Source organism: Enterobacter sp. LU1 (assembly GCF_008271405.2).
In the GTDB taxonomy this organism is placed as follows: domain Bacteria; phylum Pseudomonadota; class Gammaproteobacteria; order Enterobacterales; family Enterobacteriaceae; genus Enterobacter; species Enterobacter hormaechei_C.
Genome location: NZ_CP043438.2, coordinates 1,334,235 through 1,356,813 on the forward strand (window position 1 = coordinate 1,334,235; position 22,579 = coordinate 1,356,813).

The 22,579-nt window shown below is 55.1% G+C and carries 18 protein-coding genes and 1 pseudogene; 6 read left to right on the plus strand and 13 right to left on the minus strand.

Going from position 1 to position 22,579, the window contains the following annotated elements:
* Window positions 1–3: 3 nt before the first annotated feature.
* Window positions 4–804: a glucosamine-6-phosphate deaminase gene (gene nagB, locus FZF21_RS06435; protein ID WP_003858663.1), complete on the minus strand. Its 801-nt coding sequence runs from the start codon at window positions 802–804 to the stop codon at window positions 4–6.
* Window positions 805–1,129: 325 nt separating this feature from the next.
* Between nagB and nagE the strand changes: the two genes are divergently transcribed.
* Both nagE and glnS read left to right on the plus strand, forming a co-directional pair.
* Window positions 1,130–3,079 carry a PTS N-acetyl glucosamine transporter subunit IIABC gene (nagE, locus tag FZF21_RS06440; RefSeq protein WP_017382457.1) on the plus strand — a complete coding sequence of 650 codons (1,950 nt, stop codon included), beginning with the start codon at window positions 1,130–1,132 and terminating at the stop codon, window positions 3,077–3,079.
* Between the two features lie 169 nt (window positions 3,080–3,248).
* Window positions 3,249–4,916 (plus strand): glutamine--tRNA ligase, encoded by a 1,668-nt coding sequence (glnS, locus tag FZF21_RS06445; protein ID WP_015571127.1) that lies wholly within the window; start codon window positions 3,249–3,251, stop codon window positions 4,914–4,916.
* Between the two features lie 260 nt (window positions 4,917–5,176).
* Here the strand turns inward: glnS and FZF21_RS22180 are convergent.
* Window positions 5,177–5,275 (minus strand): annotated as a pseudogene (locus FZF21_RS22180) (methionine synthase); the annotation flags it as partial.
* Between the two features lie 87 nt (window positions 5,276–5,362).
* On the opposite strand from FZF21_RS22180, the gene chiP reads away from it, so the two are divergent.
* The gene (gene chiP / locus FZF21_RS06450; protein ID WP_047737876.1) at window positions 5,363–6,760 is read left to right on the plus strand and encodes a chitoporin; all 1,398 of its coding nucleotides are present in this window, start codon (window positions 5,363–5,365) and stop codon (window positions 6,758–6,760) included.
* Between the two features lie 47 nt (window positions 6,761–6,807).
* A complete protein-coding gene (gene chiQ / locus FZF21_RS06455) occupies window positions 6,808–7,134 on the plus strand; it encodes a ChiQ/YbfN family lipoprotein (RefSeq protein ID WP_032102682.1) in 327 nt (108 codons plus the stop codon).
* Between the two features lie 142 nt (window positions 7,135–7,276).
* On the opposite strand, the gene fur is transcribed toward chiQ, so the two are convergent.
* The 4 genes from fur to ybfF all read right to left on the minus strand — a co-directional run bounded on the left by fur (window position 7,277) and on the right by ybfF (window position 9,890).
* Window positions 7,277–7,723, minus strand: coding sequence for a ferric iron uptake transcriptional regulator (gene fur, locus FZF21_RS06460; protein ID WP_010428651.1), 447 nt, complete (start codon window positions 7,721–7,723; stop codon window positions 7,277–7,279).
* A 291-nt stretch (window positions 7,724–8,014) separates the two neighbouring features.
* Window positions 8,015–8,545, minus strand: a complete 531-nt coding sequence (gene fldA / locus FZF21_RS06470; RefSeq protein ID WP_003858653.1) for a flavodoxin FldA — start codon at window positions 8,543–8,545, stop codon at window positions 8,015–8,017.
* Between the two features lie 155 nt (window positions 8,546–8,700).
* Entirely contained in the window at window positions 8,701–8,988 is a 288-nt protein-coding gene (gene ybfE / locus FZF21_RS06475; RefSeq protein ID WP_003858652.1) for a LexA regulated protein, read from the minus strand.
* A 128-nt stretch (window positions 8,989–9,116) separates the two neighbouring features.
* Entirely contained in the window at window positions 9,117–9,890 is a 774-nt protein-coding gene (gene ybfF, locus FZF21_RS06480) for an esterase (protein ID WP_047737873.1), read from the minus strand.
* A gap of 183 nt (window positions 9,891–10,073) precedes the next feature.
* Here ybfF and seqA point away from each other — a divergent pair, with 183 nt between their 5' ends.
* Together seqA and pgm are read left to right on the plus strand one after the other, a co-directional pair.
* Window positions 10,074–10,619: a replication initiation negative regulator SeqA gene (gene seqA / locus FZF21_RS06485; protein ID WP_003858650.1), complete on the plus strand. Its 546-nt coding sequence runs from the start codon at window positions 10,074–10,076 to the stop codon at window positions 10,617–10,619.
* 24 nt (window positions 10,620–10,643) lie between these two features.
* Window positions 10,644–12,284, plus strand: coding sequence for a phosphoglucomutase (alpha-D-glucose-1,6-bisphosphate-dependent) (pgm, locus tag FZF21_RS06490; protein WP_017384980.1), 1,641 nt, complete (start codon window positions 10,644–10,646; stop codon window positions 12,282–12,284).
* Between the two features lie 145 nt (window positions 12,285–12,429).
* Here pgm and potE read toward each other — a convergent pair whose 3' ends face one another.
* From potE to kdpB, 7 genes are all read right to left on the minus strand, one after another.
* On the minus strand, window positions 12,430–13,743 hold the full coding sequence (gene potE, locus FZF21_RS06495) for a putrescine-ornithine antiporter (RefSeq protein WP_003858648.1): 1,314 nt from the start codon (window positions 13,741–13,743) through the stop codon (window positions 12,430–12,432).
* Window positions 13,740–15,938: an ornithine decarboxylase SpeF gene (speF, locus tag FZF21_RS06500; RefSeq protein WP_015571121.1), complete on the minus strand. Its 2,199-nt coding sequence runs from the start codon at window positions 15,936–15,938 to the stop codon at window positions 13,740–13,742. The genes potE and speF overlap by 4 nt, the downstream gene beginning before the upstream one ends.
* A 255-nt stretch (window positions 15,939–16,193) precedes the next feature.
* Window positions 16,194–16,298 carry a leader peptide SpeFL gene (gene speFL / locus FZF21_RS06505; protein ID WP_003858645.1) on the minus strand — a complete coding sequence of 35 codons (105 nt, stop codon included), beginning with the start codon at window positions 16,296–16,298 and terminating at the stop codon, window positions 16,194–16,196.
* A 278-nt stretch (window positions 16,299–16,576) separates the two neighbouring features.
* Window positions 16,577–17,254 carry a two-component system response regulator KdpE gene (kdpE, locus tag FZF21_RS06510; protein WP_003858643.1) on the minus strand — a complete coding sequence of 226 codons (678 nt, stop codon included), beginning with the start codon at window positions 17,252–17,254 and terminating at the stop codon, window positions 16,577–16,579.
* On the minus strand, window positions 17,251–19,938 hold the full coding sequence (gene kdpD, locus FZF21_RS06515; protein WP_149121005.1) for a two-component system sensor histidine kinase KdpD: 2,688 nt from the start codon (window positions 19,936–19,938) through the stop codon (window positions 17,251–17,253). Before kdpD ends, kdpE begins: the two co-directional genes overlap by 4 nt.
* Complete coding sequence (gene kdpC, locus FZF21_RS06520; protein WP_015571119.1) at window positions 19,939–20,514, minus strand: potassium-transporting ATPase subunit KdpC; 576 nt, start codon at window positions 20,512–20,514, stop codon at window positions 19,939–19,941.
* A 12-nt stretch (window positions 20,515–20,526) separates the two neighbouring features.
* Window positions 20,527–22,575 carry a potassium-transporting ATPase subunit KdpB gene (gene kdpB, locus FZF21_RS06525; protein WP_023296126.1) on the minus strand — a complete coding sequence of 683 codons (2,049 nt, stop codon included), beginning with the start codon at window positions 22,573–22,575 and terminating at the stop codon, window positions 20,527–20,529.
* Between the last annotated feature and the right edge of the window lie 4 nt (window positions 22,576–22,579).

The following is a 22,579-nucleotide window of genomic DNA, read 5'->3' on the forward strand; positions in this document are numbered from 1 at the left end:
CAATTACAGACCTTTGATGTTCTCAGCTTCCAGCTCGTTGAAGTATTTCAGCGTTTTCACTTTCAGCTCCATGGTGGACGGTTCGTCACACACGACAACCGCTTTTGGATGCAGCTGTAAGCAGCTGATCGTCCACATATGGTTCACGTTACCTTCAACGGCAGCCTGAAGCGCTTGCGCTTTCACCGCGCCCAGCACCAGAATCATCACTTCTTCGGCATCCAGCAGCGTGCCCACGCCCACGGTCAGCGCGTATTTAGGCACCTGATTGACGTCGCCGTCAAAGAAGCGGGAGTTAGCCACGCGCGTATCATGGGTCAGCGTTTTAATACGGGTACGGGAAGCCAGTGAAGATGCCGGTTCGTTGAACGCGATATGACCATCGTTGCCTACGCCGCCCATAAACAGGTGGATTTTACCGTAGGAACGGATTTTTTCTTCATACTGACGGCATTCTGCGTCAATATCAGGCGCGTTTCCATTCAGCAGGTTAATGTTTTCAGCCGGAATATCAACGTGATCGAAGAAATTACGGTGCATAAAGCTGTGGTAACTTTCCGGATGTTCCTTCGGCAGGCCGACATATTCGTCCATGTTGAAGGTCACAACGTGTTTAAAGCTAACCTGGCCCGCTTTGTGCATTTCAACCAGAGCTTTATACGCGGTCAGGGGCGTGCCACCGGTTGGAAGACCGAGAACGAAAGGACGATCGGCTGTTGGTTTGAACGCGTTGATGCGGTTAACGATATGACGAGCAGCCCATTTTCCGACTTGTTCAGCTGTTGCCAGGGGAATCAGTCTCATTATTCACCTCTAAAGTTTAAGTAAAAGTGGGCGGATGATTAGTGCAACCTGAACTAAGCGTAACCTGGAACCTTTCAGGCCGGATCAATCCGTCTTGATTTTTTGAATGATAAAATAAGTTTTCGTCGTTAGCCAGTGAAAGGGAGGGTTTAATACGATATTTGGTGACAATAATCACAAAAAATAGGTGTTTAATTTGCGATACGAATTAATTTTTCACACACTCACACTGCCAGTGAATCATCAACTGTATCTATCGTTCGTGACACAATAAAAACATAGTTTATGCGCGAGTCTTAACAAAGGGTCTCGTAGGGGGAATAGGATGAATATTTTAGGTTTTTTCCAGCGCCTCGGTAGGGCTTTGCAGCTCCCTATCGCCGTGCTACCGGTTGCAGCGTTGCTGCTGCGATTCGGGCAACCCGATCTTCTTAACGTGCCGTTTATCGCCCAGGCAGGCGGCGCAATTTTTGACAACCTGGCGCTGATTTTCGCCATCGGTGTGGCGTCAAGCTGGTCAAAAGACAGCGCTGGTGCCGCGGCACTGGCAGGGGCTGTCGGTTACTTCATCCTCACGAAAGCGATGGTAACCATCAACCCTGAAATCAATATGGGTGTGCTGGCAGGTATCATTACCGGCCTGGTGGGTGGCGCCGTGTACAACCGTTGGGCAGGTATCAAACTTCCTGACTTCCTGAGCTTCTTCGGCGGTAAACGTTTTGTGCCGATTGCGACGGGCTTTTTCTGTCTGATCCTCGCCGCCATCTTTGGCTACGTTTGGCCACCGGTGCAGCATGCTATCCATGCGGGTGGCGAGTGGATCGTGTCTGCGGGCGCAATGGGCGCGGGCATCTTCGGTTTCATTAACCGTCTGCTGATCCCAACCGGTCTGCATCAGGTACTGAACACCATCGCCTGGTTCCAGATTGGTGAGTTCACCAACGCGGCCGGCGCGGTATTCCACGGTGATATCAACCGCTTCTACGCAGGCGACGGCACCGCGGGCATGTTCATGTCTGGCTTCTTCCCAATCATGATGTTTGGTCTGCCTGGCGCGGCGCTGGCAATGTACCTGGCTGCGCCGAAAGCGCGTCGCCCAATGGTTGGCGGGATGCTGCTGTCCGTTGCGATCACCGCCTTCCTGACCGGCGTGACCGAGCCACTGGAATTCCTGTTCATGTTCCTGGCTCCGCTGCTGTATCTGATGCACGCGATCCTGACCGGTATCAGCCTGTTCGTTGCCACCCTTCTGGGTATCCATGCTGGCTTCTCCTTCTCCGCAGGCGCCATCGACTATGTGTTGATGTACAACCTGCCGGCGGCAAGCAGCAACGTCTGGATCCTGATGGTGATGGGCCTGATCTTCTTCGTTATCTACTTCGTTCTGTTCAGCGCGGTTATTCGTATGTTTAACCTGAAGACGCCGGGCCGCGAAGATACGAAAGATGATGTTGTGACCAGTGAAGCCAACAGCAATACCGAAGAGGGTTTAACCCAGCTGGCAACCAACTACATTGCCGCTGTGGGTGGCACCGACAACCTGAAAGCGATCGATGCCTGTATTACCCGTCTGCGTCTGACCGTAGGTGACTCCGCGCGCGTGAGCGATGCAATGTGCAAACGCCTGGGTGCGTCTGGTGTGGTGAAACTGAACAAACAAACCATCCAGGTAATCGTGGGTGCGAAAGCCGAATCTATCGGCGATGAAATGAAAAAAGTGGTTGCCCGTGGGCCGGTCGCTGCCGCCTCAACGGATAACGCGCCAGTGGCTGACGCGCCGGTTGCAAAACCGCAGGCTGTGCCAAACGCGGTGACCATCGCTGCGCTGGTTTCTCCGGTGACAGGTGACGTTGTTGCGCTTGAGCAGGTGCCTGACGAAGCCTTCGCCAGCAAAGCGGTCGGTGACGGCGTGGCGGTGAAACCAACGGACAAAACCGTGGTCTCTCCGGCTGCCGGTACTATCGTGAAAATCTTCAACACCAACCACGCGTTCTGCCTGGAAACGGAAAAAGGCGCGGAGATCGTTGTCCATATGGGTATCGATACCGTTGCGCTGAACGGTCAGGGCTTTACTCGTCTGGTGGAAGAGGGGGCTGAAGTGGCGGCAGGTCAGCCGATTCTGGAAATGGATCTGGACTTCCTGAATGCCAATGCGCGCTCCATGATAAGCCCGGTCGTGTGCAGCAACATCGACGACTTCAGCGGTCTGGTGATCCAGGCGCAGGGGCAGGTGGTTGCAGGCCAGACGCCACTGTATGAGATTAAAGGCAAGTAATCGCTCCTGAGTAGAGTTATGCCTTTAGCGGCGGGGGATATCCTCCGCCGCTTTTTTTTGCAGCAATTGCCCCCATTATTTTCTTCCGGGACGTTTTAAGGGTTGTCACTACGTCCGGCTTATAAGATCATATGCCGTTATACGTTGTTTACGCTTTGAGGAATCCACGATGAGTGAGGCAGAAGCCCGCCCGAGTAACTTTATTCGTCAGATCATCGATGAAGATCTGGCCAGTGGTAAGCACACCACAGTCCACACGCGTTTCCCGCCGGAGCCAAATGGCTACCTGCATATTGGTCACGCCAAATCGATCTGCCTGAACTTTGGTATTGCGCAAGATTACCAGGGGCAGTGCAACCTGCGTTTCGATGACACCAACCCAGTAAAAGAAGACATCGAATACGTTGAGTCGATTAAAAACGACGTGCAATGGCTGGGCTTCAACTGGTCTGGCGATATCTGCTACTCCTCAGACTATTTCGATCAGCTGTATGCCTATGCGGTTGAACTGATTAACAAAGGTCTGGCATACGTCGACGAATTGTCTGCTGACGAAATCCGTGAATACCGCGGTACGCTGACTCAGCCTGGCAAAAACAGCCCGTTCCGCGATCGTAGCGTGGAAGAGAACCTGGCGCTGTTTGAAAAAATGCGTGCCGGTGGCTTCGAAGAAGGTAAAGCGTGTCTGCGTGCCAAAATCGATATGGCGTCTCCGTTCATCGTGATGCGCGATCCGGTGCTGTACCGCATTAAGTTCGCTGAACACCACCAGACCGGTAACAAGTGGTGCATCTACCCGATGTACGACTTCACCCACTGCATCAGCGATGCGCTGGAAGGCATTACGCACTCTCTGTGCACGCTAGAATTCCAGGACAACCGTCGTCTGTACGACTGGGTGCTGGATAACATCACCATTCCTGTGCATCCGCGTCAGTACGAGTTCTCTCGTCTGAACCTGGAATACACCGTGATGTCCAAGCGTAAGCTGAACCTGCTGGTCACCGACAAGCACGTTGAAGGCTGGGACGACCCGCGTATGCCCACCATCTCTGGCCTGCGTCGTCGTGGCTATACCTCGGCGTCTATTCGTGAGTTCTGCAAACGTATTGGCGTTACCAAGCAGGACAACACCATCGAAATGGCGTCTCTGGAATCCTGCATTCGCGAAGACCTGAACGAAAACGCGCCGCGCGCGATGGCAGTGATCGATCCAGTGAAACTGGTCATCGAAAACTATCCGCAGGGTGGAAGCGAACTGGTCTCGATGCCTAACCATCCAAACAAACCGGAAATGGGCACCCGCGACGTGCCGTTCAGCGGTGAAATCTGGATCGATCGCGCCGACTTCCGCGAAGAAGCGAACAAGCAGTACAAGCGTCTGGTGCTGGGCAAAGAAGTGCGTCTGCGTAACGCCTATGTGATCAAAGCCGAGCGCGTAGAGAAAGATGCGGAAGGTAACATCACGACCATCTTCTGTACGTACGACGCAGAGACGCTGAGTAAAGATCCGGCGGATGGCCGTAAAGTGAAAGGTGTGATCCACTGGGTGAGTGCGCAGCATGCGCTGCCGGTTGAGATCCGTCTCTACGATCGTCTGTTCAGCGTACCTAACCCAGGCGCTGCGGAGGACTTCCTGGCGGTTATCAACCCTGAGTCGTTGATTATCAAACAGGGGTATGCCGAGCCGTCTCTGAAAGCCGCTGAAGCCGGTAAAGCGTTCCAGTTTGAACGTGAGGGTTACTTCTGCCTGGACAGCCGTTACAGCACGGCAGAAAAACCGGTATTTAACCGTACCGTCGGTCTGCGTGATACCTGGACTAAGATCGGCGAATAATCACGCTGGCATGGTCAATGAGAAACAAACGCCGCGTAATGCGGCGTTTTTTTATTTAACGATCATGTCGTTAAGCATCGGGATGATGAATTAAAGCCAACATTCCAGGTCAATGTGGTGCTACTTATTTTATTTAAAAAAGTTTGTTGTTTTCCAAAAACAGAAACGCTGAAAAATATATTCACAATATCAATGTTACTTACTGAAAATTAGCCCATTCCCCCGCCAGTACTTGCTTCCCGGTAAATGTTACAAAGCACTACGAAATATGTGCTCTTCGTCATAATCCTGACTTTTGCCTGATTAAAAGCATTGATAATTCGCGTCGCGAAAAATAACCTAAAGACGGTAGTTAATTCGAGGGTATTTCTGACTACCCCTGACCACTTGGTCTTTTCTGTTTTTCGCCGTTTAAGGCGTTTTAATTCGTCAAAGAGGAATAATCTATGCGTACGTTCAGTGGCAAACGTAGTGCGCTGGCGCTGGCTATCGCCGGTGTGACAGCAATGTCGGGCCTGGTGGTTGCGCCAGAGGTAAAAGCAGCAGGTTTCATCGAAGATTCCACCCTCACGGGCGGTATTTATTACTGGCAGCGTGAGCGTGACCGTAAAGACGTCACTGAAGATAAATACAAAACCAACCTTTCTCACTCGACCTGGAACGCCAACCTTGATTTCCAGTCGGGATATGCCGCCGATATGTTCGGGATCGATATTGCAGCGTTCACCGCAATTGAAATGGCCGAAAATGGCGACAGCGGCCATCCGAACGAAATTGCGTTCTCCTCCAGCAATAAAGCCTACGACGAAGACTGGTCCGGCGATAAAAGCGGAATCAGCCTGTATAAAGCGGCTGCAAAATTCAAATATGGTCCGGTCTGGGCGCGTGGAGGTTATATCCAGCCAACCGGCCAGACGCTGTTAGCACCGCACTGGAGCTTTATGCCAGGTACCTATCAGGGTGCGGAAGCCGGTGCTAATTTTGACTACGGCGATGCGGGCGCGTTGAGCTTCTCCTATATGTGGACCAACGAGTACAAAGCGCCGTGGCACATTGAGATGGACAAGTTCTATCAGAATGATAAAAAAACCAAAGTTGATTATCTCCACTCGCTGGGGGCGAAGTACGACTTCAAAAACGATCTGGTGCTGGAAGCTGCTTTTGGTCAGGCTGAAGGCTATATCGATCAGTACTTTGCTAAAGCCAGCTACAAATTTGATATCGCGGGTAGCCCGCTGAGCACCAGCTATCAGTTCTACGGTACGCGCGACAAAGTCAGTGATGGCAGCGTAAATGATATCTATGACGGCACCGCGTGGTTACAGGCGCTGACCTTCGGCTACAAGGTAGGTCAGGTTGATTTACGTCTGGAGGGAACATGGGTCAAGGCAGAAGGGCAGCAGGGCTACTTCCTGCAACGTATGACGCCAACCTACGCCTCTTCCAATGGTCGTCTGGATATCTGGTGGGATAACCGCTCTGACTTCAACGCCGACGGCGAAAAGGCGGTCTTCTTCGGCGCAATGTATGACCTGAAGAACTGGAACCTGCCTGGCTGGGCGGTGGGTGCGTCCTACGCGTACGCCTGGGACGCGAAGCCAGCAGATATGGCTACGCCAGACGCCTACTACGATCCGAACTACCGTCTGAAAGAGTCTTCATACAGCCTGGATGCGATTTACACCCTTCAGGAGGGCCGTGCGAAAGGCACGATGTTCAAACTGCACTTCACCCAGTATGACAACCACTCCGATATCCCGAGCTACGCGGGCGGTTACGGCAACATCTTCCAGGATGAACGTGACGTGAAATTCATGGTCATTGCGCCATTCACAATCTTCTGATGAACACGCTGGCGGGCGAAATCCCGCCTGCATGGAGACTGCATATGATGAAAAAAATGGTAATCGTTGCGCTGCTGGCATCGGGGCTGGTGGCGTGTGCGCAGGATCAGGCGCAGAAAGAAGACTCCCGTCTGAAGGAGGCGTATAGCGCCTGCATCAATACAGCACAAGGATCGCCAGAGAAGATTGAAGCCTGCCAGAGCGTGCTGAATGTGCTGAAAAAAGAGAAAGCGCATGAGCAGTTTGCGACGCAGGAAAATGTTCGCGTGATGGATTACCAGGCCTGTATCCAGGCGCGGAAAAGCGGTAACGATCAGGAAGTGGCGAAGCGTTGCGATAAGATCTGGGACGAGATTCGCAATAACAATAAATAAGTTGCTTTACGCCCGGTGGCGCTGCGCTTACCGGGCCTACAACGGTGTCACAGCCCGTAGGCCCGGTAAGCGCAGCGCCACCGGGCTTTTTTCAGGCAAAAAAAAGCCAACCTTACGGCTGGCTCAGAGTATAAACACGATATTATTTCGCGTCGTGCGCGTGGTCGTCTTCGCGGCAATCGCCTTCAGCGCAGTGACCGTACAGGTACAGGCTGTGGTTGGTCAGGCGGATGCCATGACGGGCGGCGATTTCACGCTGGCGTGATTCAATGGAATCATCGCTAAATTCAATGACCTTGCCACAGTCGAGGCAGATCAGGTGATCATGGTGATGCTGCTGAGTCAGCTCGAACACGGATTTACCGCCTTCGAAATTATGACGAGTAACAATGCCCGCGTCATCAAACTGGTTCAGCACACGATAGACGGTTGCCAGCCCAATTTCTTCACCCATATCGATAAGACGCTTATAAAGGTCTTCCGCACTGACATGGTGATTGTCTGGCCCCTGAAGCACTTCAAGGATTTTTAACCGAGGAAGCGTTACTTTCAGGCCAGCTTTCTTTAATGCGGTATTGTTGTCAGTCATGCGGAATCTGTCCTGTTGCTAAACGATTCACTTCAAAAGAAGAAGTGACAGAAAATGCACTTGGGATAATGCGTCTCATTATAGAACTGCCATGGCTAAATGAAAACTGCAAGTCTCAAGCAAAGTATGCTTATAAAAACGTGGTATCACCAACAAACTTGTTCGATGGCACCCACTTTTTACCAGGGGGATATTGTACAGGTCTGGGCGAAAAAGTTAAAAGTTTGTAGCAATTAATTTAATCGGTTTTACCTGGAAAACGGGCGCAACCGGAGTTGCGCCGCAGAGATATCAGGCGTTAAGGATATCGTCCAGGTTCAGCTCTTCACGAACCTGCTTAACCCATTTTTCTACACGCTCAGCGGTCAGCTCTGGCTGACGGTCTTCATCAATGGCCAGGCCAACGAAGTGATCGTCATCTGCCAGACCTTTGGACGCTTCGAAATGGTAACCCGCCGTTGGCCAGTGACCGACGATCGCCGCACCGCGTGGCTCAATGATGTCGCGAATAGTGCCCAGCGCATCACAGAAATACTCAGCATAGTCTTCCTGATCGCCACAGCCAAACAGGGCAACCAGCTTGCCGTTGAAGTCTACTTCTTCCAGCGTCGGGAAGAAATCGTCCCAGTCACACTGTGCTTCACCGTAGTACCAGGTCGGGATGCCCAGCAGCAGGATGTCATAGCCCTCGAGATCTTCTTTGCTGCTCTTGGCGATGTCATGCACATCAGCAACGTCTTTACCGAGCTGTTTTTGAATGTTTTTTGCGATATTTTCAGTATTGCCGGTATCACTGCCAAAGAAAATGCCGATGATTGCCATGAGTAAAATAACCTCTTGAAACTTAATGGTATGGTGGCGCAAATTGTCCACGGATAAGGGCAATAATAGCAGAACAGGCAACCCTGCGGAAACAGCTATCACGCAGGACTGCACTCTGTGCTACATGAAAAAGGTAATATTGGGGATTTTCTGACTCACGCCTTGCCGCGTAACGTCTCAAGCTGGGCGATCAGCATCTCTTCGATCAGTTCGCTGCGGCTGATGTTGCGCGCGTCAGCTAACTCGTTAAGCGCATCGACGGCATCGGCATTCAGCTTCAGTTCGACACGCTTAAGCCCACGATTTTTATCGCGTTTAAGCTGGTTGCGTTTATTGATACGCAGCTGTTCATCGCGCGAAAGCGGATTCGTTTTCGGTCGTCCCGGTCGACGCTCATTCGCGAACAGATCTAGTGTCGTACGGTCCGTTTGTTCTTTGGCCATGATTCTGAGACTTCGGGGGAAACACGCCGCCCTGCTAATGCCCGGGCGATAAGCGCGCCATCATACATCACCCAAATCCACACGCCAACGACTGGAAGCCCGTCGTCTTCCGGTCGCTGGCTTTTTAATCAATTCGCTGTATCAGTAAGATAGCGGCGAATGGCGCGCAGGACGGCATCCGGTTTTTCCGCGTGTACCCAGTGCCCGGCACCCGCAATAACGTGAGCGCGAGCCTGCGGGAATTGCGCCAGCAGCGTGTCACGGTACGCATCAGTGACGTAAGGGGAGTTGCCGCCGCGAATAAAAAGGGTAGGGTGCGGCCAGGCGGGGACGGTTTCCCAGCCCACAATGTGCGAATACTGATCCCACAATACCGGGACGTTAAAGCGCCATTGTCCGTTAACAAACGATTTCAGCAGGAACTGAACTACTCCTTCCTCATCAAGATGCTCACGCATAACGGCAGCCGCCTGTTGGCGGGTTGCGACACCCGCTTCGGTGACCGCATTGATGGCGGCAAAAATCTCATCGTGACGGCGAACGTCGTAATTGACGGGCGCAACGTCGATGACCACCAGCCCGGAAATTCGCTCAGGGGCCAGCGCAGTGAGCGCCATCACCGCTTTGCCGCCCATTGAATGCCCGATAAGCGTCGCTTTCTGGATATTATTCGCATCGAGGGTGTCCCGCAGATCCTGCGCCATGGCTGCGTAGGTCATCTCCTCCGAGCGCCCAGAAAGACCGTGATTGCGCATATCAACCTGGAGGATCGCGTGATCGGTCACTAAATCGCGCGCCAGCACACCCAGATTATCCAGGCTACCAAACAGGCCGTGAACCAGTACGATGGCAGAATTATTGTTCGGCGATTGTGCAGTTTGCGCTCGGGTATTCAATTTCATGGCAAAGTTCTTTTTTTAGGTTTGTCAGGTTAGGGTATCATGTTGACCATTCTGCCGCCCGGGGGCAAGGATCCAGTTTAATCTGACTTTTGCCGCCAACCTGGTTTGACGCTATCCGCTGTTGGGATTTGACCTTATAATCTCAACGACTTGTATTCAGATAAGATATCGCACTGGATTAAGATGAAAACAATCGAAGTTGATGACGAACTCTATCAGTATATTGCCAGCCAGACGCGGCATATTGGGGAGAGCGCGTCCGACATTTTACGGCGCATGCTTAAAATTTCCGCCGCCTCACAGCCCACTCCTGTCACTAAAGATGTCGTGTCTCAGCCGAGCGTTGTTGCACAAGTAAAACCTGCCGTCATGCCGGCAAAAGACAAAGTGCGAGCGATGCGCGAGCTGCTGCTGTCCGATGAATATGCCGAGCAGAAAAAGGCGGTTAACCGCTTTATGCTGGTGCTGTCTACACTTTACTCACTGGATAACAACGCATTTGCAGAAGCGACAGAGTCGCTGCACGGTCGCACGCGCGTTTACTTCGCAGGCGACGAGCAGACCCTGCTGCAAAATGGCAACCAAACCAAACCCAAACACGTTCCCGGTACACCATACTGGGTGATCACCAACACCAATACGGGCCGTAAGTGCAGCATGATCGAACATATCATGCAGTCCATGCAGTTCCCGGCGGAATTGATCGAAAAGGTTTGCGGTACAATTTAACCCTTGCATCAGAAGGACCAGGCAATGGCAAATCACAGCCGTGCAGGACAACCTGCACAACAACGCGATTTGATTAACGTCGCTCAACTGACCGCGCAGTACTACGTGCTGAAGCCGGTGGTGGGCAACGCAGAACACGCAGTGAAGTTTGGTACATCTGGCCACCGCGGTAGTGCGGCGCGCCACAGCTTTAACGAACCGCACATTCTGGCCATTGCTCAGGCCATCGCGGAAGAGCGCGCCAAAAATGGCGTCACCGGTCCGTGCTATGTAGGGAAAGATACCCACGCCCTGTCTGAACCTGCTTTTATCTCCGTGCTGGAAGTGCTGGCGGCGAACGGCGTAGACGTGATTGTTCAGGAGAACAACGGTTTTACGCCAACGCCAGCGGTTTCTAACGCTATTCTGGTACACAACAAAAAAGGTGGCGCGCAGGCTGACGGCATTGTGATCACCCCGTCCCACAACCCACCGGAAGATGGCGGCATCAAGTACAACCCACCTAACGGTGGCCCGGCGGATACCAACGTCACGAAAGTGGTGGAAGATCGTGCCAACGCGTTACTGGCTAACGGTCTGAACGGTGTGAAACGCATCTCGCTGGATGAAGCCATGGCCTCCGGCCACGTGAAAGAGCAGGATCTGGTGCAGCCGTTCGTGGAAGGGCTGGCGGATATCGTCGATATGGCCGCTATCCAGAAAGCCGGTCTGAAGCTGGGCGTGGATCCACTGGGCGGCTCCGGTATTGAATACTGGAAACGCATTGCCGAGCACTACAAGCTGGATCTGACCATCGTGAACGATCACGTCGATCAGACCTTCCGCTTTATGCACCTGGACAAAGACGGCGCGATCCGTATGGACTGCTCCTCCGAATGCGCAATGGCTGGCCTGCTGGCGCTGCGCGACAAGTTCGATCTGGCGTTTGCCAACGACCCGGACTACGACCGCCACGGTATCGTCACCCCGGCAGGGCTGATGAACCCGAACCACTACCTGGCTGTTGCAATCAATTATCTCTTCCAGCACCGTCCGCAGTGGGGCAAAGAGGTCGCGGTGGGTAAAACGCTGGTCTCTTCCGCTATGATTGACCGTGTGGTCGACGCGCTGGGTCGCAAGCTGGTGGAAGTGCCGGTGGGCTTTAAGTGGTTTGTTGATGGTCTGCACGACGGCAGCTTCGGCTTTGGCGGTGAAGAGAGCGCGGGGGCATCCTTCCTGCGCTTCGACGGCACCCCATGGTCAACCGATAAAGACGGCATCATCATGTGCCTGCTGGCGGCGGAAATCACCGCGGTCACCGGTAAGAACCCGCAGGAACATTACAACGAGCTGGCGGAACGTTTTGGTGCGCCAAGCTATAACCGTATTCAGGCTAGCGCCACGTCTGCGCAAAAAGCAGCCCTGTCAAAACTCTCTCCGGAGATGGTCAGTGCCAGTACCCTGGCAGGTGACCCGATCACCGCGCGTCTGACGGCGGCGCCGGGTAACGGCGCATCGATCGGCGGCCTGAAAGTGATGACCGAAAACGGCTGGTTCGCCGCGCGTCCATCCGGTACGGAAGATGCGTACAAAATCTATTGTGAAAGCTTCCTCGGCGCTGAGCATCGTCAGCAGATTGAGAAAGAAGCGGTAGAGATTGTCAGCGAAGTGCTGAAAAACGCGTAAGTCGTGATCTGGTGCGGGCTGATGCCCTCACCCCGGCCCTCTCCCACTGGGAGAGGGAGAAAACATAAAAAACGGCAACCTCAGGGTTGCCGTTTTGCATTGACCTCGTAGGCCCGGTAAGCGCCAGCGCCACCGGGCTTCTTTTTTAACTATGTTTATTCTTCAGTTCAAACCGTGGTGAGACCAGACCGTACAGCGTCCAGCCCATGAATGTCACCATCGCCCCATACAGCATCGCCTCCTGACCGGACGAGTAGAGCGCATAGAAGCTGTAAATCGCCCCAATCAGCGCCACGATATTGGCCGCCCGGGCTTTGCGCGGATCCACCTTCGCCACCTTCTGAATAATCACCAGCGCCGCCATCGACAGAATGTACGGAATGATGTTCGTCACCACCGCCAGGTTGACCAGCACGTTAAACTGGCTGTTCAGTGACGGGCTGATGGTCATCAGCGACAATCCGCTCTGGAAGATGACAATCGCCAGCATGCCCTGCACCGGTGCATCCGCTTTGGTGACGCGGGAGAAGATTTTCGGGAAATAACCTTCGTCAGCGGAAGATTTGAATACCTGGGCGATGGTGAACTGCCAGCCCAGCAGCGAGCCGCAGCAGGACATCACCATCAGTCCCATGATCACTTTCCCTACCTCCGGCGTAAACATCTGCGCAAACGCCAGTCCGAACGGCGCCGTGGAGTTAGCCAGATCCATGTTGGGCACAATTCCCGCAATCACGTTGGTTGAGACGATATAGATCACCGCCGCCCCCAGCGTCCCGCCGAGTACCGCGATCGGCACATTTTTCTCCGGGTTTTCCACCACTTCCGCATTCGCACAGGCCGACTCCAGCCCGAGGAAGGCCCACAGCGTCATGGCGATGGACGATCCCACGGCGGTGAAGAACGGTACGTGATGCGGATTCCAGGAATTGGCGTACAGCGTCGGGCTGAACCAGAACCAACCGATGATGCACAGGCCGACAACCGGGATGATGACGCCCCAGACGGTGATGCTGCTGAGCTGTCCGGTGATGCGCGCGCCGCCAAAGTTAGCGACGGTGCAGATCCAGAGCACGCCGATGGTCGCCAGCCCAATTTGCACCGGGGTCAGCGTCGCGCCAAACAGCTCTGTGCCGTAACCGACAGCGGAAATGGCAATCGCCACATTGGCGATCAGCAGCGACACGCCATAGGTATAGTTCGCCATAAAGTTACCGGACTTACCAAACGCATATTCGGCATAGCCACCCATCCCGCCGGACTTGCGGCTGAACATACCGCACTTGGCAAACGCCCACGCCAGCGCCATCGAACCCACGGCGGTAACAAGCCAGGAGATAATCGAAATCGTCCCCACTTCAGCGAGCTTGGTGGGGAGCATGATGATCCCCGAACCCATCATATTCACCATGGTGAGAATAGTGAGTTGCACCACGCCCATCTTGTTGGCCTTACTCATAATTTTTCTCCTTTCAGCAGCGATGGCTGAGCGGCAGGTTGTTTGATGACGTAGCAGCGCACCTGTTTGCGACCGTCACACTCCTCGACGTAAACCCCCTGTAACTCCGGCGCAAAACCCGGCAGCAGATTGATCCCGTCTTCCAGCGCGGCGAAATAGCGCAGCACGGAACCGCCCCAAACTTCTCCCGGCACCACGCACAACACCCCCGGTGGGTAAGGCAGCGCGCCTTCCGCGGCGATACGGCCTTCCGCGTCGCGCAGGGACACCAGCTCGACCTCACCGCGCAGATAGGCATAGTTCGCCTCCTGCGGGTTCATCATGACGCGTGGGAAGTGAGACTTGCGGAACATCTCTTTTTGCAGTTGCTTCACGTTATGGCGGGCGTAGAGGTCATGCATCTCCTGACAAATCTGACGCAGGGTATAATCCGCATAACGTTCCGGATGTTGCTTATAAAGAGAGGGCAGAACCTCTTTCAGCGGCACATCGCTCTGGAGCAGTTTTTCGAAGCGCACCAGCTGGGCGACGAGCTGCTGCAATTTGCCCATGTCCTCCGCCGGGGTGAGCAGGAACAGAATGGAATTGAGGTCGCATTTTTCCGGCACGATGCCGTTTTCACGCAGGAAGTTGGCGAGGATGGTCGCGGGCACGCCGAAATCATCGTACTCACCGGTGCGGGCGTTGATGCCCGGCGTAGTCAGCAGCAGTTTGCAGGGATCGATAAAATACTGATGCTCGGCGTATCCCTCAAAGGCGTGCCAGCGTTCGCCCGGAACGAAATGGAAGAAGCGCAGATCGGTCGCAATCTCTGCCGTATCCCAGCTTTCCCATGGACGGCCATCCACCGTCTCCGGCACGAACGGACGAATAAACTGACAGTTCTGAAGGATCAGTTTCCGCGCTTCGATACCCGTCACCACGCAGTCCATCCACATGTTGCGCCCACTTTGCCCCTCGTGCATGCGGGCGTTGATATCCAGGGCGGCAAACAGCGGATAAAACGGGCTGGTGGAGGCGTGCATCATAAAGGCGTTGTTGAGGCGTTTATGCGGGACATAGCGCGGCTGGCCTTTTATGTGGCTGTCCTTCTTATGGATTTGCGAGGTTTGCGAGAAGCCCGCCTGCTGCTTATGCACCGACTGGGTCACCAGAATGCCCGGATCGTTTTCGTTCAGCTCCAGCAGCAGCGGCGAGCAGTCGGCCATCATCGGGATAAACTGCTCGTAACCCACCCAGGCGGAGTCAAACAGAATGTAATCGCACAGGTGACCAATCTTATCCACCACCTGACGGGCGTTATAAATGGTACCGTCGTAGGTGCCCAGCTGGATCACCGCCAGACGGAACGGACGTTCATCCCGCGCACGGCCAGGCGCGACCTCTGACACCAGCTCCCGCAGGTAGCTCTCGTCGAAACAGTGTGCGTCGATACCGCCGATAAACCCGTACGGGTTGCGCGCCGTTTCCAGATACACCGGCGTCGCGCCCGCCTGTAACAGCGCCCCGTGGTGATTAGATTTATGGTTATTGCGATCGAACAGCACCAGATCTCCTGGCGTGAGCAGAGCATTGAGCACCACCTTGTTGGAAGAGGAGGTGCCGTTCAGCACGAAGTAGGTTTTATCCGCATTAAAGACTTTTGCCGCATGCTGTTGGGCGATGCATGGCGCGCCTTCGTGGATCAGCAGATCGCCCATTGCCACGTCGGCATTGCACAGATCGGCGCGGAAAAGCGTTTCGCCAAAGAAATCGACAAACTGGTTTCCGGCCGGATGGCGGCGGAAGAACTGGCCTCCCTGATGTCCGGGGCAGTCAAACGCGCTGTTCCCCTGCTGGACGTAATCGACCAGCGCGCGGAAGAACGGCGGGCGGAGCTGGGTTTCGTACTTCTGCGCAGCCGCTTCAAGCTGGCGTCCGTAGTACGCATTGCTGGTGTCAGAGTACTCAAAAACGCCGTGAATACGCGACAGAAATTCAGCCGGAACCCTTTCTTCTTTATGCGTGGCAATAAACACCGGGATGCCGAATCCCGTGGCTTCTATTTCTTCTATGGCGCCATTGAAAATATCGCTGACGGCCAGAACCACGGCTGCCACATCAATATAATCTGATGCGGTGATATCCACGATGTCGCGCGAAGTGGTAAAGCATTCAGGGCAGGCACGGCTGACGGCAATTTTTAACGTTTTCATCTTTATCTCTTTATTTCAGGCAATATGGGGCCCTCGACTTCTTGCGGTAAAGAAATCGATTATTTCCGGAAAAAAAAGCAAAGCGTGTCCGCTGATACGAAATCAGTTAATTGCTTTTTTGCTGAGTAGAATTCAGTCCGCCCGGTTGCGGAGAATCTGAATCACAAGGAATGAGCGCAGGTGTTCACAGGCAACAGCCTGTAAAATAGCGTTTTTCAGGATAACCTGTAAGCAGATGCGCCAGAAGTCGAAGGACTACCGGGCGTTAAAGAGATGAAAGTCAAAACAGTTACGGTGGGCAAACATCATGATATGTGTTGTCCGCCTTATATGGGGCATTAAACGATTATTGTTTTCCATGTTCAGTTTCCTTTCAGTAATTGAAAGCATGGTCATTTTATCCAGGAAAAAGGGATTAACTGTGAAACAGATCACCAATAACCGATCATTTCAGAAATAATTAGTCGTTTTGAGTGAATAACGCAGATCAAAATGCTGTTTTGTTGGTTTGGTGTTAAATTGATGTTTTAATTGTGTTTAAAGAGGGCGAATATAGCCATGAAAATAAACTCATCGTTATTTTCATGGCTTTATTAAGGCTGGTATGTTTTTTATTTAAAATTAAAGTGAATACTTATTCAGATCATAAACCGATATCCGATACCGGTTTCTGTTAATAAATGACGAGGACGCGCGGGATCGGCTTCAAGTTTCTGGCGAAGGTGTCCCATATAAATGCGTAAATAGTGACTATGCTCGACAGCATTCGGTCCCCAGACCTGGCTTAACAGCTGTCGCTGCGTTAACACTTTTCCGTGGTTATTGAGCAGCACGGCCAGCAGACGAAATTCGATAGGCGTAAGGTGGATCTCTTCTTCCCCTCGCACGATGCGGCGGGCGGCAAGATCGACGCGGATATCGCCAAAGGCGTACACCGGATCGGAAGGGGACGTGGCACTGTGTCGACGCAGCGCCACACGAAGCCGGGCCTGTAACTCGCCAATGCCAAACGGTTTGATCAGATAATCATCCGCTCCGGCATCCAGCGCGGCGATTTTATCCGTCTCTTCGGTGCGGGCAGAGAGCACCAGAATGGGCATCTGGCTCCACTGACGCACCTCACGAATAAAATCGATGCCGTCGCCATCCGGAAGTCCCAGATCCAGGATCACCAGATCTGGCTTGCGGGTGGCGGCTTCAATTAACCCCCGTTGAAGCGTACCGGCTTCATGCACGCGCAAGCCGTCGCCTTCCAGCGCGGTACGCAGAAATCGGCTGATAGCGAGCTCATCTTCAACAATCAGAACGTTAATCACAAATCCTCTGGTAATTCATCAAGTTCTGGTGGGGTTTCAAGAGGAAGTGTAACACAAAAGCGTGCCCCACCTTCCGGGCGGTTCTCTGCGGAAATGGTGCCACCATGCACGTCGACAATCGCCTGGCAGATCGCCAGACCCAGCCCAACGCCCGGAATGGCGGATTCCTTATTACCGCGCGCAAATTTTTCGAATATGGCGCGCTCCTGACCAGCCGGAATACCCGGCCCGGTATCCCAGACGTCGAGCCGCAGCACACGTTTATCCACCCTGGCAGCAATCCCCAGCCGGGCCTTTGTCCCGGCGTATTTAGCCGCGTTTTCCAGCAGATTAATCAGCACGCGCTCAAACAGCGGGCCATCCACATGGATTAACGTCAGGGGTTCCGGCATGTCCAGCTCAATATGGCGCCCGCCGAGACCCGGCTCCAGCATCTTCAGCGCACTGCCGACAACCTCCTCAAGGGTGAGCCACTCTTTTTTGAGGTTAAACCCGCCGGACTGAATGCGCGCCATGTCCAGCAGGTTGTTCACCAGGCGCGTGGTATTCAGCACGTGCTGGCGAATTTCGCTGGCCTGCATCGCGTGCTTTGATCCTTCCGCCGCCAGATCCAGCGTCAGAATTTCGGACTGGCCAAACAGCACGGTAAGCGGGGTGCGCAAATCGTGAGACAGCGCTGCCAGCAGCGAATTGCGAATACTTTCGCGCTCGCTTGCCAGCCGCGCCTGCTCTTCGCTGGCGGTGAGCGCCAGCCGTTCAAGGGCGCTGGCGACCAGCAGGGTGAAGGTTTCCAGCAGGCGCTGCTGCTCTGGGATCATCAGCTGACGCAGGTTAGACGGCTCGACGATGACCAGCCCGTGATTTTTATCCGCGCTGCGCAGCGGCAGGATCCGGTAAGGCACGCCGGGCAGAGTGTCGGTGCCGGCGCCGGCAGGTAACCCCTTATCGAAACTCCAGCGGGCAATCGCTTCATCCCAGGGCGTCATCCCCGAAGGGGAGGTCAGCGGGCGAAGGCGCCCCTGTTCGTCGGGGAGCAAAATCAGGTTACTGGCATGAAAGGTCGAACGGATAAACTGCTCGCTGGTCTGCACGATATCCCGCTGCGTGCGGCCAACCGCCAGCGATTTTGACATTTCATACAGATGGCGCGTGCGCTGCTCGCGATAGCGGGCAATGCGTGCCTGGTAGCGTACGCCTGCCGTCAGATTCCCGATCACCAGCCCGACGGTAAGCATCACGGCAAAGGTCAGAATGTACTGCACGTCCGAGACAGCAAGCGTCCCGCGCGGAGCGATAAAAAAAAGGTCGAAGCTGATGACGTTGATCACCGTTGCCAGCACCGACGGCCAGCGGCCATAAAAGAGCGCGACCACAACGACGCCGAGCAGATAAATCATGACCAGATTGGCGGCGTCGAAGGCGATGAGCCACTGGCTGGCAATCACCGTAATCAGGGCGCAAAGGACTACTGCCACCAGGCAACCCCGGATCTGAATGCGCCATTTATCGCCAAAGGTGCGAGCGTCCGGCGTACGGTTGGGCAGAGGGGCGGGCTTGTCATCCAGCGCGACGATGACTAAATCAAGATCCGGCGCGCGGCGGGCCAGCCTGTCGGCAAAAGATTCGCGGCTAAACCAGCGGCGATGCTGTCGACGTCCAATGACAATCTTGCCCAGGTTGTGCTCGCGCGCGTAGCGCAGAATGGCTTTATCTTCCTGCGGTTCGGAAAGGGTGGCGGTTTCGGCACCCAGCTCCTGCGCCAGCCGCAGCGCGCTCAAAATGGCGCGACGCTGATTTTCTGGCAGGCCATGCAGCTGCGGCGTTTCGACGTAGACCGCGTGCCAGACGCTGCCAAATTTCGCTGCCAGCCGGGCGGCGGTGCGAACCAGTTTTTCGTTGCCGCTGCCGTGACCAATGCATAACAGAATGGCGTCCCGCGTGTGCCAGACGCGCTCTTGTCCCTGTATGTCTCGCCAGGCGCGCATCTGGTCATCAACGCGATCGGCGGTGCGGCGCAGGGCCAGCTCGCGCAGGGCAATCAGGTTTCCTTTGCGGAAAAAATGTTCGATGGCGCGTTCGGCCTGGCCGGCAATATACACTTTGCCTTCGTGCAGGCGCTGGCGTAGATCGTCCGGCGGCAGGTCAACCAGTACGACTTCATCGGCAGAATCAAAAAACGGATCGGGGACGGTTTCCCGCACCTGGATACCGGTTACGCCGCTCACTACGTCGTTCAGGCTTTCCAGATGCTGAACATTTACCGTGGTGAAGACGTCAATGCCTGCCTCAAGCAGCTCCTCAACATCCTGCCAGCGCTTCGGATGGCGGGAGCCTGGCGCATTGCTGTGCGCTAGTTCGTCCATCAGGATCAGGGCAGGGCGGCGGGCGAGGGCGGCATCAAGATCAAACTCCGTGACCAGCCGCCCGCGATGGCTGATACGCTGGGGCGGCTGCGTCGCCAGCCCCGTCAGCAGCGCAGCCGTCTCTTTGCGACCGTGGGTTTCCACCACGCCGATGAGAATATCAAGCCCCTGCGCCCGAAGCCGCTGGGCTTCCGTCAGCATGGCGAAGGTTTTCCCGACGCCCGCGCAGGCGCCGAAGAAAATTTTCAGCTTGCCGCGGTGGGCTTCAGCCGTCTGTTCAAGCAGCCTGTCCGGATCCGGGCGCATGGGCTCGTCGGTCATTTAGTTCTTCCTTAGCGCGTCCAGCGCCAGATTCAGCTCAACAATGTTCACTACCGGCATGCCGATGAAGCTGACCAGCGGCTTTTGCGTATGTTCTGCGACCAGCTGGCTCACCTGCTCGACGGTCAGCTGACGGGCGGCTGCCACGCGTGGGATCTGCCACACCACCGCATCCGGCGTCAGGCTGTAATCCAGCCCGCTCGCGGAAGCGGTGATCAGCTCAACCGGCACCTCACGGCTGGCCTGCGGATTCGCGGCGCGCAGGGCGGCAACGCGTTCAGCAACGGCTTTGTCCAGGTCAGGATTACTGCCAGCCAGATTGCTGCCGCCGGAGGCCATTGGATTATACGGGCTTTCCGCAGTGGCGGAAGGGCGTCCCTGGAAGTAGCGCGGGTCCGTAAAGTTCTGCCCAATCAGACGCGAGCCGCGGTTTTCACCGTTCTGGATAATCAGCGAGCCGTTGGCCTGATCTTTAAACCACCACTGGCCCAGCGCGGTAGTCATCAGCGGGTAAAGCCCGCCGGTAATCAGAGACAGCAGAATAAACAACAGTATAGCGGGACGTAACATCGTCATTGGATCCACCTTTTAAACCAGCCCGAACAGCGTTAACAGCATGTCGATAACCTTGATCCCAATAAAGGGCACCACCAGCCCACCCAGACCGTAAATCCACAGGTTACGGCGCAGCATGGCGGCGGCCGTCAGCGGCTTATAGCTCACCCCTTTCAGCGCCAGCGGAATAAGAAAGACAATAATCAGCGCGTTGAAGATCACCGCGCTCAAAATGGCCGAGGCCGGAGAGTGCAGGTGCATCACGTTCAGGGCATTCAACTGCGGGTAGGTTGCCGCAAAAGCCGCCGGAATGATGGCGAAATACTTCGCCACGTCGTTGGCGATACTGAACGTGGTCAGCGAGCCGCGCGTCATCAGCATCTGCTTCCCGATATGTACCACTTCGATCAGCTTGGTCGGGTTCGAGTCGAGATCCACCATGTTGCCCGCCTCTTTTGCCGCCTGGGTACCGGAGTTCATCGCCACCGCCACGTCGGCCTGCGCCAGCGCCGGGGCGTCGTTGGTGCCGTCGCCGGTCATCGCCACCAGACGGCCTTCCGCCTGATACTGGCGAATGAGTGCCAGCTTCGCTTCCGGCGTCGCTTCGGAAAGGAAATCATCCACGCCCGCTTCGGCGGCAATGGCCGCCGCAGTCAGACGGTTATCCCCGGTGATCATCACTGTTTTAATGCCCATCTTACGCATCTGGGCGAAACGCTCTTTAATACCGCCTTTAACGATATCCTTCAGGGCGATAACCCCCAGAACGCTTGCACCTTCCGCCACCACCAGCGGGGTTGCTCCCTGACGCGCCACGCTTTCCACCAGGTGGTCGACTTCCGGGGGGAAGTGTCCATTATTGGCTTCAATATGACGGCGAATGGCATCAACGGACCCTTTACGGATCATCCGGTCCTGAATGTTAATTCCGCTCATTCGGGTTTGCGCTGTGAAGGGCACGAACGTGGCGTGCAGGCTCTGAACGTCGCGCTGGCGCAGGTTAAAGCGCTGCTTGGCGAGGATCACGATACTGCGGCCTTCCGGCGTTTCATCGGCCAGCGAGGAAAGCTGCGCCGCGTCAGCCAGCGTTTTTTCATCCACGCCGGGAGCAGGTAGAAAGTCAGAGGCCTGACGATTGCCCAGGGTGATGGTCCCGGTTTTATCCAGCAGCAGCACGTCTACGTCACCCGCCGCTTCAACGGCGCGTCCGCTGGTGGCGATGACGTTCGCGCCCAGCATCCGGCTCATCCCCGCCACGCCAATCGCGGAAAGCAGGCCGCCGATAGTGGTGGGGATCAGACAGACGAGCAGGGCGATCAGTACGGTGATGCTAACCGCTGTACCGCCGTAGGCGGAGAAGGGCCACAGGGTCGCCGTTGCCAGCAGGAAGACAATGGTGAGCGCCACCAGCAGAATGGTCAGGGCGATCTCGTTCGGCGTTTTACGACGCTGTGCGCCTTCCACCATGGCGATCATCCGGTCGAGAAAGGTTTCGCCCGGGTTAACGCTGCACTGGATCACCAGCCAGTCGGAAAGAATGCGCGTTCCGCCGGTAACTGAGGCGAAATCTCCGCCCGACTCACGGATCACCGGTGCGGATTCCCCGGTAATGGCGCTTTCGTCTACCGACGCGCCGCCCTCGATCACCTCACCGTCGCAGGGGATGATGTCGCCAGCTTCCACCAGCACCACGTCACCTTTGCGCAGTTCATCCGCCGGAACGTGGTCCATCTGCGCGCCGTATTTAGGTTCGCGTAATTTGCGCGCAAAGGCGGTCTTTTTTACTCCTTTCAGGCTGTTGGCCTGTGCCTTACTGCGGCCTTCCGCTAACGCTTCGGCGAAGTTGGCGAACAGCACGGTAAACCACAGCCACAGGCTGATGGCGGCGGTAAAGGTTGCATTCCCCGAAAGGTGTCCCGTTCCCATGGCAATCGCCAGTGCGGTGGTAAGTAAACTTCCAGTCCAGACAATAAACATCACCGGGTTGTGCCACTGCACGCGCGGGCTCAGTTTTTTTACCGCATCCATGAGGGCCTGACGAACTAACGTCGGTTCGAGCAGGGCCAGTTGTTTACGACTCATGACA

Coding starts and splice junctions, on each gene's coding strand:
- kdpD (WP_149121005.1), bottom strand. CDS start 19,938: ATGACCGACGAGCCCATGCGCCCGGATCCGGACAGGCTGCTTGAACAG.
- glnS (WP_015571127.1), top strand. CDS start 3,249: ATGAGTGAGGCAGAAGCCCGCCCGAGTAACTTTATTCGTCAGATCATC.
- nagB (WP_003858663.1), bottom strand. CDS start 804: ATGAGACTGATTCCCCTGGCAACAGCTGAACAAGTCGGAAAATGGGCT.
- kdpB (WP_023296126.1), bottom strand. CDS start 22,575: ATGAGTCGTAAACAACTGGCCCTGCTCGAACCGACGTTAGTTCGTCAG.
- seqA (WP_003858650.1), top strand. CDS start 10,074: ATGAAAACAATCGAAGTTGATGACGAACTCTATCAGTATATTGCCAGC.
- chiQ (WP_032102682.1), top strand. CDS start 6,808: ATGAAAAAAATGGTAATCGTTGCGCTGCTGGCATCGGGGCTGGTGGCG.
- speF (WP_015571121.1), bottom strand. CDS start 15,938: ATGAAAACGTTAAAAATTGCCGTCAGCCGTGCCTGCCCTGAATGCTTT.
- kdpC (WP_015571119.1), bottom strand. CDS start 20,514: ATGACGATGTTACGTCCCGCTATACTGTTGTTTATTCTGCTGTCTCTG.
- ybfE (WP_003858652.1), bottom strand. CDS start 8,988: ATGGCCAAAGAACAAACGGACCGTACGACACTAGATCTGTTCGCGAAT.
- ybfF (WP_047737873.1), bottom strand. CDS start 9,890: ATGAAATTGAATACCCGAGCGCAAACTGCACAATCGCCGAACAATAAT.
- nagE (WP_017382457.1), top strand. CDS start 1,130: ATGAATATTTTAGGTTTTTTCCAGCGCCTCGGTAGGGCTTTGCAGCTC.
- potE (WP_003858648.1), bottom strand. CDS start 13,743: ATGAGTAAGGCCAACAAGATGGGCGTGGTGCAACTCACTATTCTCACC.
- fur (WP_010428651.1), bottom strand. CDS start 7,723: ATGACTGACAACAATACCGCATTAAAGAAAGCTGGCCTGAAAGTAACG.
- fldA (WP_003858653.1), bottom strand. CDS start 8,545: ATGGCAATCATCGGCATTTTCTTTGGCAGTGATACCGGCAATACTGAA.
- chiP (WP_047737876.1), top strand. CDS start 5,363: ATGCGTACGTTCAGTGGCAAACGTAGTGCGCTGGCGCTGGCTATCGCC.
- speFL (WP_003858645.1), bottom strand. CDS start 16,298: ATGGAAAACAATAATCGTTTAATGCCCCATATAAGGCGGACAACACAT.
- pgm (WP_017384980.1), top strand. CDS start 10,644: ATGGCAAATCACAGCCGTGCAGGACAACCTGCACAACAACGCGATTTG.